14 protein-coding genes are annotated in these 14,441 nt (G+C 48.7%); 12 read left to right on the top strand and 2 right to left on the bottom strand.

All coding sequences use genetic code 11. The features are described 5' to 3' along the window. The first annotated feature begins 332 nt into the window (after nt 1-332). Nucleotides 333-989, top strand: coding sequence for an HAD family hydrolase (locus AB1I50_RS06680; protein WP_407723270.1), 657 nt, complete (start codon nt 333-335; stop codon nt 987-989). Between the two features lie 325 nt (nt 990-1,314). Here AB1I50_RS06680 and AB1I50_RS06675 read toward each other — a convergent pair whose 3' ends face one another. Further along, the gene (locus AB1I50_RS06675) at nt 1,315-1,731 is read right to left on the bottom strand and encodes an adenine nucleotide alpha hydrolase family protein (RefSeq protein ID WP_407723269.1); all 417 of its coding nucleotides are present in this window, start codon (nt 1,729-1,731) and stop codon (nt 1,315-1,317) included. A 246-nt stretch (nt 1,732-1,977) separates the two neighbouring features. On the opposite strand from AB1I50_RS06675, the gene rplM reads away from it, so the two are divergent. From rplM to AB1I50_RS06655, 4 genes are all read left to right on the top strand, one after another. After that, a complete protein-coding gene (gene rplM, locus AB1I50_RS06670; RefSeq protein ID WP_407723268.1) occupies nt 1,978-2,406 on the top strand; it encodes a 50S ribosomal protein L13 in 429 nt (142 codons plus the stop codon). 17 nt (nt 2,407-2,423) lie between these two features. After that, nucleotides 2,424-2,825 carry a 30S ribosomal protein S9 gene (rpsI, locus tag AB1I50_RS06665; RefSeq protein WP_407723267.1) on the top strand — a complete coding sequence of 134 codons (402 nt, stop codon included), beginning with the start codon at nt 2,424-2,426 and terminating at the stop codon, nt 2,823-2,825. A 615-nt stretch (nt 2,826-3,440) separates the two neighbouring features. Then, nucleotides 3,441-3,767, top strand: a complete 327-nt coding sequence (locus AB1I50_RS06660) for a hypothetical protein (RefSeq protein WP_407723266.1) — start codon at nt 3,441-3,443, stop codon at nt 3,765-3,767. Between the two features lie 208 nt (nt 3,768-3,975). Next, complete coding sequence (locus AB1I50_RS06655) at nt 3,976-4,902, top strand: Ig-like domain-containing protein (protein WP_407723264.1); 927 nt, start codon at nt 3,976-3,978, stop codon at nt 4,900-4,902. Nucleotides 4,903-4,961: 59 nt separating this feature from the next. On the opposite strand, the gene AB1I50_RS06650 is transcribed toward AB1I50_RS06655, so the two are convergent. Continuing rightward, nucleotides 4,962-6,833 carry a glycoside hydrolase family 13 protein gene (locus AB1I50_RS06650; protein ID WP_407723263.1) on the bottom strand — a complete coding sequence of 624 codons (1,872 nt, stop codon included), beginning with the start codon at nt 6,831-6,833 and terminating at the stop codon, nt 4,962-4,964. Between the two features lie 185 nt (nt 6,834-7,018). Between AB1I50_RS06650 and AB1I50_RS06645 the strand changes: the two genes are divergently transcribed. The 7 genes from AB1I50_RS06645 (at nt 7,019) to AB1I50_RS06615 (ending at nt 14,421) form a co-directional block, all read left to right on the top strand. Beyond that, nucleotides 7,019-7,561, top strand: a complete 543-nt coding sequence (locus AB1I50_RS06645) for a cell division protein ZapA (protein ID WP_407723262.1) — start codon at nt 7,019-7,021, stop codon at nt 7,559-7,561. A 1-nt stretch (nt 7,562) separates the two neighbouring features. Further along, nucleotides 7,563-9,626, top strand: a complete 2,064-nt coding sequence (locus tag AB1I50_RS06640) for a U32 family peptidase (protein WP_407723261.1) — start codon at nt 7,563-7,565, stop codon at nt 9,624-9,626. A 169-nt stretch (nt 9,627-9,795) separates the two neighbouring features. Then, on the top strand, nt 9,796-10,236 hold the full coding sequence (gene dut, locus AB1I50_RS06635) for a dUTP diphosphatase (RefSeq protein ID WP_407723260.1): 441 nt from the start codon (nt 9,796-9,798) through the stop codon (nt 10,234-10,236). Nucleotides 10,237-10,327: 91 nt separating this feature from the next. Next, on the top strand, nt 10,328-11,338 hold the full coding sequence (locus tag AB1I50_RS06630; RefSeq protein WP_407723259.1) for a rod shape-determining protein: 1,011 nt from the start codon (nt 10,328-10,330) through the stop codon (nt 11,336-11,338). Continuing rightward, a complete protein-coding gene (gene mreC / locus AB1I50_RS06625; RefSeq protein ID WP_407723258.1) occupies nt 11,335-12,150 on the top strand; it encodes a rod shape-determining protein MreC in 816 nt (271 codons plus the stop codon). The genes AB1I50_RS06630 and mreC overlap by 4 nt, the downstream gene beginning before the upstream one ends. Further along, nucleotides 12,143-12,649 carry a rod shape-determining protein MreD gene (mreD, locus tag AB1I50_RS06620; protein WP_407723257.1) on the top strand — a complete coding sequence of 169 codons (507 nt, stop codon included), beginning with the start codon at nt 12,143-12,145 and terminating at the stop codon, nt 12,647-12,649. Before mreC ends, mreD begins: the two co-directional genes overlap by 8 nt. Beyond that, a complete protein-coding gene (locus AB1I50_RS06615) occupies nt 12,646-14,421 on the top strand; it encodes a penicillin-binding transpeptidase domain-containing protein (RefSeq protein ID WP_407723255.1) in 1,776 nt (591 codons plus the stop codon). The genes mreD and AB1I50_RS06615 overlap by 4 nt, the downstream gene beginning before the upstream one ends. Nucleotides 14,422-14,441 lie beyond the last annotated feature (20 nt).

Genomic DNA, 14,441 nt, shown 5'->3' with positions numbered 1-14,441 from the left:
TTGGGGGAGCTGTCATTTTGCTTGCAAAAAACAGACAACGGGTGTATAATAATTCCCGAAAACAGGCAATGTCGTCAACTTAATAGATTATTGCATACTTATCCTTGACATTGTAGGGGCGACCTTAGCACGTCGGCAACCCTTTTGTCGCTTTGCGACATTTCCCCTAACAGGGGAATCGCCTATGTGTGCTCCCGAGAGCGTTCAATTTAAGTTTTATGTCCTATCAAGTTTTTTCAGCGTGAACAAACGTACGGTTCTCGCGGGCGGACATTTCAGTCCGCCCCTACAAAAAACAAAGTTAACAACATTACGATAAACAGGGTGATATTATGATAACCGCAGCGGTATTTGATATGGACGGGCTGATGTTCGACACCGAGCGTCTGGTCTACGAAAACTGGCAAAAGCTAATGGACGAGCGCGGCTATAACTACAATCTTGACTTTTTCAAGCAGACCGTCGGCAAGCGCAAGCTGGAGGTTCAGCGGATTTACTTTGACCGCTTCGGCGACGACTTTCCGTACTGGGAGTACGCCGATAAGTGCCGCAATATGTACATTGAGCGCGTAAAGGCAGAGGGAATCCCCGTGAAAAAAGGCTTAACCCAGCTGCTTGAATTTTTGAAGGAGAGGGATATAAAAATCGCTCTGGCGACCTCGACCTCGCACGAAACCGCCCGGTTCAATCTCGAAATTTCAAACACCTTAAAATATTTCGATACCCTCGTCTGCGGCAACGACGTTAAAAACGGCAAGCCTCATCCCGAGGTTTTCCTCACGGCGGCAAAGCGTCTCGGCGCAAAGCCCGAAAATTGCCTTGCGTATGAGGACAGCATAAACGGAATAAAGTCAGCCTATGCCGCAGGAATGGTCACGGTCATGGTGCCCGACTACATCCCCCCGACAGAGGAGATTAAGCCGATGATAACCTTCCTCTGCGGCGACTTGGCTCAGAGCATAGAGAAAATCAAACCATTAATCAAATAAATATACCCCGGTTTAAGTCACAGCGTGATTTAAGCCGGGGTTGTTTTGTCTAATATAGCCAAATATCGGCAGTGATTTTTGGATTGCGTAATTATTAAACAGAAATGTTTGATTTGTAATCGAAGGGGAGAAATTCAAGAAGAAAGTTTAAAGGTGAAGAAAGTTCATATTTAAAATCACATTACAATTATATCAACACAAAACAAACCCCGAAGCTCATCGCTTCGGGGTTGTTTTTAGAGAGATTATTTATAAAAAAGAGAAAATGAACAACTAAAAGTAATTGGTTATTTAAGTTAAAATCTATGTAAATATACCTTCCGGTTTAACGTACCGCTGCTTTGCATACGTCCATGCTGTACGCCGTATTATCTTTAGCTACCATGGTGATTGATACCATCGGAGTGAATCTGTTAAACATCACAAGAAAACTCTCATTTCCGCCGTCGTGCATACCTGTTACAATTCTCTGTACGTTGTTTTTGTTTACAAAATCAGCGCAGGCGTACGGTGCGTTGTCGTGGAACAGAACGGTCATATCCGCTCCGGATTCTCTTGCGACCTTGTAAAGATATTCAATTTCACCGCCGATTTCACTGTAATCGGATGTCGGCTGCAGCACGCTCAATACCCTGAGCTCGCATTCTTCCTCATTTGCGATATGCTCTGCCGTCTTAATTATTCTGTCGCATTCAAACTGGCTTGTAACACACGCCAATACACACGGCTTTTTTCTTACCATCGGAGCACCTCCTTCCTTTGTTGTGGTTTTATAATACAACCCTAATATGTCAGTTTTATATCGCTTGTGTGAATTTATCGTGAAAATTCTTAAAAATCGCTTGTGAGTATATGTGAGTAAAAACGAGTAAATCAAAGAATACAAGAGATTGCACGGAGCTAAATTAAAAATTTTCGAAAAAGTGTTGACTTTGCCGCCGGTTTATACTATAATCATAAAGCACGAAAAATGTTAGGAGGAAAAATTATGTCAACATATTTAGCTAAGAAAAGCGAAGTTGAGCGCAGCTGGTATGTAATTGACGCGGCTGGCAAGCCCCTCGGTAGAGTAGCAACTCAGGCTGCAACTCTCCTCAGAGGTAAGCATAAGCCCACATTTACACCCAACGTAGACTGCGGCGATCATGTAATCATCATCAACTGCAAGGACGCTGTTCTCACAGGCAATAAGCTCACTCAGAAGAAGTGGCAGCGCCACACAGGCTATATCGGCCATCTTAAAGAAACACGTTACGATACTCTTATGGCAACCAGACCTACAAAGGCTATGGAGCTTGCCGTTAAGGGTATGCTTCCCAAAAACACTCTCGGCAGAAACGCTCTCCTCAGACTCAGACTCTTTGAGGGTGCGGAACACAACCATCAGGCTCAGAAGCCCGAGATGTTAGATGCTTAAGAAGGAGGCGGAAATTAATGTACGATAAGGCACCTTATTTTTACGGTACAGGCAGAAGAAAAAGCTCTGTTGCCCGTGTAAGACTGTACCAGGGCACAGGTAAAATCACAATCAACGACCGCGATATCGACGATTATTTCGGTCTTGAAACCCTCAAACTCATCGTTAGACAGCCTCTCGCGCTTACAGAGACTGACGAGAAGTTTGACGTAGTATGCCGTGTTTCAGGCGGCGGCGTAACAGGTCAGGCTGGCGCAATCCGTCACGGTATCTCAAGAGCACTCCTTCAGTATGACAGCGACGCACTCCGTCCTGCTCTTAAGAAGGCTGGCTTCCTCACTCGTGACCCGAGAATGAAAGAGCGTAAGAAATACGGTCTCAAGGGAGCACGTAGAGCGCCTCAGTTCTCAAAAAGATAATAGCTTTTCAGTTTATCTTACAATCATCAACCCCAAGGCTTGTATTAGTCTCGGGGTTGTTTTTTGTCTTTTTGAGAACTTCGGGTCCTCGTCGGCACAGCCGACTGCGGCGGAGCTGAAAACAGTGCACTGCACTGTTTTCTTAACGCTCCTACAGTTCAGTAAGAGATAATTATTACGTATGTATCTTTTCCAAGGCTTTCCGTTATGGGAAGCCTTGTTTCTTTTTGCCCACTGAGGCTTCCTCGGCAGCATAGCTGCCTGCGGCGGAGCTAAAAACAGTGCACAGCACTGTTTTCTTAACGCTCCTACAGTTCTCAAAAAGATAATCATATACTTTGGTTATTTATCAGACCTTTCGAGAAATTGGGAGGTCTGTTTCTTTTTGACCACTGCGGCTGTCATTGGAGCGTTCTCAAAAAGATAATTTTATGTTATCGACTTTATCAAGGATTTTCGTATGGAGAGACTTGTTTTTTCCCGGCTTCAAACGCGGGAATTGTTTTTGCGGTTCAAAACAAAGATCAGTTGCGCGAATTGGATACAACGTCACGTTGCTTTATATTGAAATATCTTTTTGTTTGTGGTAGAATGTTTTTATAAGGAGGCTTTAAAATGGCATTTAAACGAGCGCTTTGGCACAGCGGATTAACTTATCAGCAAACTTGTTACCATTGCAGAGCATTGGTAAGATACACCGACTATCAGCTTGATTTCAGACCTTGGTACCCCGATGGATTTGTATATTGTCCGAGATGCAAGGGTCCTCTGCGTCACAACGAGCTTTACGCTATCAATCCCGACGGCTCGCCCGTTTATGAGCAGCCTGTTGCTCAGCCCGCGCCGAAACCGGCTCCGAAACTGAGTCCGTGTCCGAACTGCGGAAAGCCCGTTGCTTTGGGAGTTGACAACTTCTGCTCCGGCTGCGGTCAAAAACTTTAATGAAATTCTCCGAAATAAAATTGCTTCTCAAACCTTCCGATCATTCGGAGGGTTTGTTTCTTTTTCCGGTATTACGTTCTGTTGTAGGCAAATTCGACTAAAAACAACAAAGAACTATTGAAAAGTTTGTTGTTTTATGTTATAATTATGGAACTATAAGCGCGTTTTGCCGCGCTTTGTTGTAATTTATAACAAACGAGGGGATTTTATGAAAAAAACACTTTCTTTAATAATCATCGCTTCAATGCTTATAGCTGTTTTTTCGGGTTGTGGATTTTTCCAGCAGCAGGGCTTTGAGATGAACAGCAAGGAGCTCACTCTTACCGTTGGCGATTCAAAGGTGATCTCCGTTGTGCCCGAGAGCGCGAACAAAAAGCTCACATGGTCGAGCAGCGACGAAAACATTGTTACAGTTGAAGCAGGCACGGTCAAGGCAAAGGCGGCTGGCTCGGCGGTTGTAACAGCCGCAAGCGAATCCGGAAATTCTGCGACCTGCAACGTGACCGTAAACGCCAAAGAGGTCAAGGACATCACCCTCAACAACCAGGCGGTTTCGGTTGAAGCCGGCAAAACCGTACAGCTAAAGGCAACGGTTACCCCTGCCGACGCCACCAACACAAAGCTCAGTTGGTCAGCGGAAAACGGCGCGATAGCCGTTGTTAACGACAACGGTCTTGTTACCGGTGCGAGCGAGGGCGTTACAAATATTATCTGCAAGGCGGATAACGGTGTTGAGGCAAAGTGCACTGTTACCGTAACCGGCGGCAAGAAAAAGACTGAGAGCAGTAACGAATCGTCAGGCGGTCAGGCCTACACATACGTTTACGGCCACCTCAATCCGAATTATGTTTACAGGTCGTCGGATTTCGTATTCCCCGAATCCTCGTCAAGACAGCTTAGCCGCGCCGAGATTCAGAACACACTCAGCGGAATGGTGGGCAGCCCGGTTTCAAGCAGCTTTGCGCAGGACGCTATCAATGAAATATACGCGAGAAACGGATATGTATTTAAAGACTCGTCACTTAAGAGCTACTATATGTCAAAGGCGTGGTACTATCCCGATTCCTCATTTACCACAAGCGATTTTAGCTCGATAGAATCCTACAATATCAAGCTTCTTGAAGATTACAGTTAATACATACTAATACCCAAAACAAAACACGGAGTTGTCAGCCGACAGCTCCGTGTTATTTTTTATTTCAGGTCAACAAGTAAGAATTCGCAGCTCAAAGGCTTAACGTAAAGCTTCTGATTTTCGTATCTCGAACCGAACAGTACACGGGCGTTTGTGTAGCCCGGCGGCGGATCGATTACAACCTCTTCGTCATACATATTAAACGCGCAGTAAAGCGCGGTTTCCTTGTCGTGGCGAATGTACGCGAGCCTTTTGCCGTACGCGTAGGCGTCAATAAATTCGCCGTCCCAAAGCGCCGAACAGCTCTCTCTGAGCTTGCCGAGCTTTGAGTGCCACTCAACAAGCTCCTTATCCTCTCTGCCCCAAGGGTAGCAGGCGCGGTTAAACGGATCGCGGTAGCCTTCAAGTCCTGCCTCGTCGCCGTAATAAACGCAGGGGAAGCCGGGCAGGGTGTACTGCATAGCGGCGGCAATCTTCAAGAGCTTAACGCCGCGTTCTCTCTGCTCACGGCTGAGGTGGGTGTTAGCCTGCCAGCATCTGTCTCTGCCGTTGAGCGGCTCGCCTGCAATAACCGTCAGTGCGCGTTCGGTGTCGTGGGTAGAAAGCGAGTTCATCAGAACTCTGAGCACCGGACGCGGATAGTTTTCGATTACGCTCATAATCGCCGCCATGGTGTAACGCGCTTCCTGACCGCGGCAGAAGTCGAGGATTGCTCCTCTGAACACGTAGTTCATTACCGAGTCAAGCTGTTCGCCGAGCAAAAATTTCCTTCTTGCTCCGTAGCTTTCCTTATTGCTCGCATCCTCCCAAACCTCACCGATGATAATCGCCTCGGGATTTTCCGCCTTGACGGATTTTCTGAGGTTCTCCATAAATTCATCGGGAAGCTCGTCGGCAACGTCAAGCCTCCAGCCCGAGTTGCCAAGGCGCATATATTTGCGGATAATGCCGTTTTCGCCGTTTATGTATTCGTTGAACGCCGGCGAGGTTTCGATAACCTCGGGCAGGGTGTAAAAGCCCCACCAGCTGTTGTAGTTGTCCGGCCATTCGTTAAACTTGTACCAGCTGTAGTAAGGCGAGTTTTTATCGCGGTAAGCGCCGCCGTCGCCGTATCTGCCGGAGCGGTTAAAGTAAACGCTGTCCGAGCCGGTGTGCGAGAAAACGCCGTCGTTGATAACGTGGATTCCGCGTTTTTTAGCCTCAGCGCACAGCTCCTTAAAGTCGTCCTCAGTGCCGAGTATCGGGTCGATTTTTGAGTAATCGCCCGTGTCGTAACGGTGGTTTGAGTAAGCCTCACCGATTGGGTTGAGGTAAATACAGCTTACGCCCAAATGCTCAAGGTAGTCGAGCTTTTGGGTGATACCCTTTAGGTCGCCCATAAAGAAGTCCGAGTTTGTAATCTCGCCGTGCTCGTTGGGCTGCCAAACAGGAGTAGCATACCAGTCGTTGTTGCGCGTAAAGTCGGTGCGTTCAAGTTTCTTTTCCTCGCCGCTGAAATTGAAGCGGTCGGGGAAAATCTGATACATTACGCCGCCGACAGGCCACTTGGGCGTATCAAAGCCCTTTTTGTAGCAGGTGAGCTGCCAGCTGCGCTCGGGGTGATCCTGAATTTTGCTCTTTTCAAACGGATCGCTCGGAACGAGGTAGCGGTTTCCGTTGGGAGTAGAAAGCCTGAAGCAATACCAATACAATCCCATTCTGTCGGGGGCAAAGTCGCCCTCCCAAATCTCGGTGGCGTCGTCAAATTTGCCGCACCAAATCAGCTTGATATATTCCCAGTTGTAGTCAAAATCATACTTAACGCAGAGCTCAATAATTTTTGAATGCTCCTGCTTGGGTACAAGGATTCTGAAATGAACCGAAGTACCCTGTTCAACCGCGCCGAACGGCGTGCGGTAGAAAACTTTTTGAGAATCAAAGGAAATAGGCATAATTTCACTCCGTAAATCATCAATAGTTATCTCATTTTACCACAAATCGTCACTTTTTTCAACCGTTTGCAAAATGGTTATATAATTGTAATAATATACGCGCCGAATATTAAAAAGGTGTTATTGAGGTTTAACTAAAAATATGATAAAATAAAGATGAATTTTGAAATAACAGAGGTGCGGTTATGGAAAAAAAGAGAATCAGCGTACTGCTTGAGGGCAGAAGCTATGTGGTTATCACCACCGAAAGCGAGGAATATGTCAAAAAGGTTGCAAACGACGTGTCAGCCGCGATATTGAACGCCTCGCGTTCGGCACAGCAGCTTGACGTCCGCGACTGCGCGATTTTGGCGGCGATGGACTTTTGCGACGACAAAAACAAGGCGGTTAAGCGCAACAAGGATTTGGTTCAAAAGGCGGATCAGTTCATCAAGAAGAATAACGATTTGAACCGTCAGGTTGTGGAGTACCGCGAAAAGCTGACCGACGCTATCAACGAGAACACCGCCCTGGTTAAGCGCGTAAAGGCGCTCGAGGATCAGCTTGCATCTCTCACCAAGGAGAACGACAGGCTCAAAAGGAGCGGCGAATCCAAAAAGTCCGACAAAAAATATGAGAATGAAAAGAAGTTTGAAAAAGCAGTCAACGAGAAAAAGAACGAGAAAATAATGGGCTATGTTCCCATGCGCCAGGGCTCGCTTTTTGACGACGACAAAAACAAAAAATAAAATGGAAAAAATAGAAATCTTAGCTCCGGCGGGCGGTTACGATAGCGTAATTGCAGCCGTTCGTTCGGGTGCAGACGCCGTTTATGCGGGCGGAAAAAGCTTTTCGGCGCGTGCCTCAGCTCAAAATTTTGATTTTGAACAGCTCTGCAGCGCCGTGGAATACTGCCACATTCACGGCGTTAAATTTTATCTTACAATAAATACTATAGTTTTCGACGACGAGTTCAAGCAGCTTAAACAGGCAATTACCGAAGCCGCAAAGGCGGACGTCGACGCACTTATCGTGCAAAATATGGGCGTTGCAAGGCTTGCCCAAAGGATAGCGCCGGACTTGGCGCTTCACGCTTCAACCCAGATGAGTGTTCACACCGCGTCGGGTGTAAAGGCGCTGTATGAGCAGGGCTTCAAGCGCGTTGTATTGGCGCGCGAGATGAGCCGTGACGAGATAAAAAAGGCGGCGGAAATCCCCGTTGAGCTCGAGGTTTTTGTCCACGGAGCATTGTGTATGTGCGTGAGCGGTCAATGCTATTTTTCCGCGATGCTCGGTTCGCGGAGCGGAAACCGCGGAGCCTGCGCCCAGACCTGCCGTCTGCCGTTTACGGTGTCGGGCGGCAAGGGCAAATACGCGCTCAGCCTTAAGGACAACAGCATTATTCCGTACCTAAACGAGCTTGAGGAAATCGGCGTTGCCTCGGCAAAAATCGAGGGCAGAATGAAGCGCCCCGAGTATGTAAGCGCCGCCGTTACGGCATGCAGGGAACAGCGCGATTTGGGCTTTGTCACCGATGAAACCGCCGAGCTTTTGCGTGCGGTATTTTCGCGCACAGGCTTTACCGACGGCTATTATACAGGCAAAATCGGCAGGGGAATGTTCGGCACGCGCACCAAGGATGACGTTGTTTCCGCCGACGAAAAGCTGCTTTCAAAAATCCGCGCCAAGTACAAAAACGAGGCGCAGAATATCGCCGTCACCGCGGAGTTTACCGCGCATTTGGGAGAACGTCCCGTTTTGAAAATGACTGAAGGAATTCATACCGCTGAGAGCGCCGCGGACGTAATCTGCGAGCAGGCTAAAAACGTCGCTTTGAGTGCCGAAAAATGTTTTACCCAGCTTAAAAAGACAGGCTCGACAGCGTACTCGGTCGGGGATATTAAGCTAACGCTTGACGATAACATTTCGCTCCCGGTATCTGCCTTGAACGCTATGCGCAGGGAGTGCACCGACGAGCTCGACAGGCTCAGAAAAACCGTCCATAATTATAAAATTAATGATGTGGATATAAACGGCGACTTTGCGCCGTACAATAAGAGCGAAAATTTTACAAGGGCGTCCGTTCGGGGTACGAAAATCAGCCCTGCATTTAAGGATTGCGAGCTTGTTTTTGTTCCGCTTTTCTCCGATATCAGGGAAACCCAACGCCTCAAAAACGAGGGGTATAATGTCGCGGTCGAAGTCCCGAGGGGAATGTTCGACAGGGAAAAGCAGATTGAAGCCCAGCTCCAAAGGGTTAAGGAAATCGGCGTGACCGACGCGCTTTGCCACAATATCGGCGCGCTCCACACCGCGAAAAACCTCGGCTTTACTCTACACGGCGGCTATGGACTTAACCTTGTGAATACCTACGACCTGCTTTGGGCTGAGGAGTACGGAATAAAGGATGTCGAGCTTAGCTTTGAGCTGACCTTTATCAGAATAAACCGCCTCGGCGGCAATATCAAAAGGGGAATTATCACCTACGGCCACCTGCCGCTTATGCTCTGCCGCAGCTGTCCTGTCAAGGGCGACGGCATAAGCTGTAAATCCTGCAAAAATCAGTCAAAAATGACGGACAGAAAAGGCAAAAGTTTTTATCTGAAATGTGACGGAAACTGCACCGAGGTGCTTAACTGCGTGCCGCTTTATATTGCTCCGCAGGAATTTAGAACGCTGTCCACAAATTTTAACATTCTCCGTTTTACTGTGGAAAACTATGTGGAAAACGTGGAAAGAATACCAGATTTTAACCGCATTTCGATGTTAAACGATAAATTCACCCGCGGTTTGTACAAACGCGGTGTGGAATGATATGTGCAACATGTCAATAATACTTTTAATTTTTTAGAAGAAAATTCCAATTTTCTTATTTTGAAATTTGACGGAGTTTTATTTTCTAAAAGATAATTTCAGTTTGGAATAATAAAAATCAAAATGAAGCGATTATGCAAAAAATTGCAAGAAATGAAGGAAGATGAATATGGAACTCAAAATTAAAAAGCTCAAAGAAAACGCCAAAATCCCCCAAAGAGCGACAAACGGCTCGGCGGGAATGGACCTTTACGCCTGTATTGCCGAGAGCGTAACCCTCGCTCCCGGTCAGCTCACCGTAATTCCGACAGGAATCGCGATTGAACTGCCCGACAACACCTGCGCGGCGTTTCTGTACGCCAGAAGCGGACTCGGCGTTAAGCACGGAATTTGCCTGTCAAACGGCGTCGGCGTAATCGACAGCGACTACCGCGGCGAGGTTTGTGTAGGTCTTTGCAATGTTTCCGACAAGCCGTATGTAATCGAGCCGTTCGAGCGCGTAGCGCAGATGGTAATCGCACCTGTGCTCACTCCCGACATCACGGAGGTTGACGAGCTTTCCGACACCGCTCGCGGCGAAGGCGGCTTTGGTTCAAGCGGAAGAAAATAATATACAGGTTTCGACAAATTTAATAATTTCGATGTAGTATGATATATTCACACAAATATGATATACACATAACAATGAAAGGAAGTTAAAAATGCTTTCGTTTTCAAAGGACATCGGAATTGACCTCGGAACAGCCAACACCCTTGTCTGCTTAAAAGGCAAGGGTATTATTTTGCGCGAACCGTCCGTTGTGGCGGTCGATACCCGCACCGACGAGGTGCTTGCGGTCGGCAGTCGAGCAAAGGAAATGATAGGCAGAACGCCCGGCTCAATAGTCGCGGTCAGACCGCTCAAGGACGGCGTAATCGCAGACTATATGATAACCGCCAAAATGATACGCCACTTTATAAAAAGCTCCGTGAGACCGGGATTTTTCAGCCGCCAAAGGGTGGTGATTTGCCTGCCGACCGGAGTGACGGAGGTTGAGCGCAAGGCGGTTGAGGACGCAGCGTATCAGGCAGGCGCAAAGCCGCCCGTCAGCCTGATTGAAGAACCAATGGCGGCGGCAATCGGCGCTGATTTGCCTGTGGACGAGCCCTCGGGAAGTCTGGTTGCGGACATCGGCGGCGGTACAAGCGAGGTCGCGGTAATCTCCCTCGGTGACATCGTTACAGCCTGCTCGGTCAGGGTAGCAGGCGACAAGCTTGACGAAGCGATACAGAGCCACATAAAGAATAAATATAACCTGCTAATAGGCGAGCGAACCGCCGAAGAAATTAAAATAAAAATCGGCTCGGCTTTCCCCTGCGAGGTGGAGGAATCAATGGCGGTTAAGGGGCGCAACCTCGTCGACGGTCTGCCCAAGGACATCACCGTAACCGCCGAGGAAATCCGCACGGCTTTGAGCGAGCCGCTTTCGGTAATCGTCGGCGCGGTCAGAACAACGCTCGAAAAAACTCCGCCCGAGCTCTCGGCGGACATCATCGACCGCGGAATAATGCTCACAGGCGGCGGAGCGCTGCTGCGCGGAATCGACCTGCTGATAATGCAGCAGACGGGAATGCCTGTGAATATCGCGCAAAATCCGCTAGACTGCGTTGTAAACGGCGCAGGAAAACGCCTTTTAAAATCCTCAAGGCGCAAGAGGTTACGCGCCGTATGAGGGGCAAAGGCAACAGCTTAAAATTTTTGATTATCACACTCATCACCGTGACGGTGACGGGTGTTTTTGCGCAGGGAAAAACCGGCTTTATTTCGGGAGCGTTTAACCTTGTGCCGCTCGGAATTTCAAGCCTTACGGCTTCTGCGAAATCCACGCCTGATTCAGCGGAAAACGACGAGCTTACGCGGCTTAAAAAGGAGAATGAGGAGCTCAGAGCCGAGCTTATTGATTATCTCGATTTACAGCGCGAAAACGAAAGACTCTTGAAGTATTTTAATATATCAAAGCAAAAGCCCGATTTAACATTAAAGCCTGCCGAGGTAATCGCGCGCGACGCGGATGATGATTTTTATTCCTTCACAATCGGCGCAGGAACTGCCGACGGCGTGAGTGAGGGCAATCCTGTGATAACCGAAAATGGATTAATCGGTCAGGTTTCAAGGGCGGAGCAGTACAGCGCCGTTGTCACAACGATACTTTCGCCTAAGCTTAAAATCGGCGCTTATGACAGCCGCACTGCCGACGGCGGAGTTGTCAGCGGAACGGCAGAGCTCAGCCTTAAAAACCGCACGGCGCTGACAATGCTGACCGAGGACAACAGCATTAATGAGGGCGATATAATCACCACTCAGGGCTCAGGTGGAATTTATCCGAAGGGCTTAGCCGTCGGCAAGGTCAAAAGCGTGGAGTACAGCGGCTTTGACGCGACGCCGTATGCGGTGGTCGAGCCGTATGAGGATATTTCAAAGGTTACAAGCGCCATGGTGGTAACTGACTTTTCGGGCAGGGGAGAGGTGACTTTGCGTGACTAAAACCAAGGGTGCGGTGCCGCGGAGGATCCTGCTTGCGATTGAGCTTTTATTAATCGCGGCATTATATAATTACGCCGGACTGATGCCCGAAACTTTCGGAGGCAGACCGCTTTTGCTCGCAGCGGCGGCGTTGTCGGTTTCCGCCTGCGCGGACACCCCGACCTCGGTGATTTGCGGCGCGTTGTGCGGGGTGTTGGCTGATATTTTTTCATGCGGCGGAATCGGTTTTTACGCAATCGCACTTTCGCTTTGCGGATACGCGATTCCCGAGCTTTTGAGCAAAAAACTTAACCCGAATTTTTACTCCGCACTGATACTGATTTTCAGCGCGTCCGTTATCACGATAACCGCGAGGTATGCGGTAAACGCCTTTACATACGGCTTTGCGGACAGCGCGGTTTTGTATTTGTACCACGGACTTTCAAAAATTGTGCTCACCTTTACCGCCGCCGTACCGCTTTACTTTTTGAACCGTTTGATACTCGGAGGCGGACGATGAAAAAGCACATAAATGTATATACATTCTGCGTGATAATCACCCTGATAATCTTCGCGGCGTTTACGGCAAGGCTCGTTGACTGGCAGCTTATTAATTCGGAAAACTACCGCGGACAGGCATATGCTGACGGCGCTGAGGAGATTAAGTCCGAGCCTGTCCGAGGAAAGATTTTTGATAAGGACGGAAAAGGCTTGATTGTCAACCAAACTCGCTACAGGGTTGCCGTTCGAGGAACGGAACTTGACGGAGAGGAAAAGTCGGTTTTTCCAACCCTAATCAGCATTTTTGACAAGCTGAAATTAGCGTATCACAGCGACATTCCCGACGCTGTTCCCGACGGAGAAACATACATTTTCGCTGACAATATCAAGAGCGAATCGGCAGGCGCGGTTGCCGAGAATTTGCAGAAAATAAACGGCGCAAGCGTTGAGCCGTACCTTGTAAGAACCGCCGAAAGCCCGAACCTTGCACCGCATATTTTAGGTGCGCTTGGCGCGGTCACGGCGGACGAGTACGAAAGCGGAGATTACGCGCTGAACGATAAGACAGGCAAGTTCGGAATTGAAGCGAAATTCGAAACCGAGCTCCGCGGAAAAAGCGGAGAAAAGCTCGTGCTTTTTGACGGCGGAAGCGCGGTCTCCGAGGAGCTTATACAGTCTGCGGAAAGGGGAAGTAATATTTGGCTCACGCTCGACAGCAAGCTTCAAAAAATCGCGGCGGAAAGCCTTGCGGAAAACGTTCTGGCGGCAAAGGCTGAGGGGAAAGCGGAGTCGGAGATTTACTCCGAAAAAGGCCACGGAGAGGAATGCTCCGCAGGCGCTGCCGTTATGCTGTCGGTCAAGGATTTTTCCGTGCTCGCGGCGGCGAGTTACCCGACCTACGATTTGAACAAATACAGCCTGTACGGTGATTATTATTCGAGCCTTGCAAACGATGAAAATTCGCCCATGTTCAACCGCACGTTTGACGGAGAATTTGCCTGCGGTTCGGTGTTCAAGCCCTGCGTTGCCCTCGCGGCTTTGGAGAGCGGAGCAATTGACGAAAGCACTCAGCTTTACTGCGACAAATTCTACGACTATTACCCCTCTAACATTGTCGAGTGTATGCACTACCACGGCATGCAGGACATCTATTCCGCGACGGCACATTCCTGCAACTGGTTCTACGCGGAGGCAGGCCGCAGAGTAGGGATTAAGAACATCTGCGCCTGCGCTGAAAAGCTCGGTCTCGGCGTAAAAACCGGGCTCGAAACCGGCGAATCAGGCGGAGTTTTGGCCGGCCGGAATGACGACGACTGGCAGCCGGGCAACACTCCGCGAGCCGCAATCGGGCAGTCCGACAACGCCTTTACTCCGCTCCAGCTTGCTACCTATACCGCAACGCTTGCAAATAACGGCACGCGGCTAAAAACACACTTAGTCGGCAAAATTACAAGCGCCGACAACTCAAAAATAAATAAGGATTATACAAAGCCCGAAACCGCCCTAAATTCATCCTTTTCAAAGAAAAATCTTAAAATCGTGCAAAAAGCTATGCGCGAGGTAGCAAGCACCCCCGAGGGCACGGCTTACTCGGTTTTCGGTGACTATAAAACCGCCGTCGCCGCAAAAACCGGCACTGCGGAAAATTCAGGCTCCGACCACGCGGTGTTTATCTGCTACGCGCCGTTTGAAAAGCCCGAGGTCGCCGTTGCTGTTGTAATCGAAAACGGCGTTAAGGGAAAGTATGCCATGCAGGTTGCAAAAGACCTGCTCGACGGCTATTTTAAGTAAAATTTTTAAAAGATTTTGTA

This window comes from Ruminococcus sp. NATIVEDY161 (genome assembly GCF_045819895.1).
In the GTDB taxonomy this organism is placed as follows: Bacteria; Bacillota; Clostridia; order Oscillospirales; family Acutalibacteraceae; genus Ruminococcoides.
The sequence above is the reverse complement of the archived record's forward strand: the minus strand, read 5'-3'. Positions and strand labels throughout refer to the sequence as shown.

What these genes read in the sequence shown, in the direction of transcription:
- AB1I50_RS06680 (WP_407723270.1), top strand. Translation starts at nt 333, where the DNA reads ATGATAACCGCAGCGGTATTTGATATGGACGGGCTGATGTTCGACACC.
- AB1I50_RS06675 (WP_407723269.1), bottom strand. Translation starts at nt 1,731, where the DNA reads ATGGTAAGAAAAAAGCCGTGTGTATTGGCGTGTGTTACAAGCCAGTTT.
- rplM (WP_407723268.1), top strand. Translation starts at nt 1,978, where the DNA reads ATGTCAACATATTTAGCTAAGAAAAGCGAAGTTGAGCGCAGCTGGTAT.
- rpsI (WP_407723267.1), top strand. Translation starts at nt 2,424, where the DNA reads ATGTACGATAAGGCACCTTATTTTTACGGTACAGGCAGAAGAAAAAGC.
- AB1I50_RS06660 (WP_407723266.1), top strand. Translation starts at nt 3,441, where the DNA reads ATGGCATTTAAACGAGCGCTTTGGCACAGCGGATTAACTTATCAGCAA.
- AB1I50_RS06655 (WP_407723264.1), top strand. Translation starts at nt 3,976, where the DNA reads ATGAAAAAAACACTTTCTTTAATAATCATCGCTTCAATGCTTATAGCT.
- AB1I50_RS06650 (WP_407723263.1), bottom strand. Translation starts at nt 6,833, where the DNA reads ATGCCTATTTCCTTTGATTCTCAAAAAGTTTTCTACCGCACGCCGTTC.
- AB1I50_RS06645 (WP_407723262.1), top strand. Translation starts at nt 7,019, where the DNA reads ATGGAAAAAAAGAGAATCAGCGTACTGCTTGAGGGCAGAAGCTATGTG.
- AB1I50_RS06640 (WP_407723261.1), top strand. Translation starts at nt 7,563, where the DNA reads ATGGAAAAAATAGAAATCTTAGCTCCGGCGGGCGGTTACGATAGCGTA.
- dut (WP_407723260.1), top strand. Translation starts at nt 9,796, where the DNA reads ATGGAACTCAAAATTAAAAAGCTCAAAGAAAACGCCAAAATCCCCCAA.
- AB1I50_RS06630 (WP_407723259.1), top strand. Translation starts at nt 10,328, where the DNA reads ATGCTTTCGTTTTCAAAGGACATCGGAATTGACCTCGGAACAGCCAAC.
- mreC (WP_407723258.1), top strand. Translation starts at nt 11,335, where the DNA reads ATGAGGGGCAAAGGCAACAGCTTAAAATTTTTGATTATCACACTCATC.
- AB1I50_RS06615 (WP_407723255.1), top strand. Translation starts at nt 12,646, where the DNA reads ATGAAAAAGCACATAAATGTATATACATTCTGCGTGATAATCACCCTG.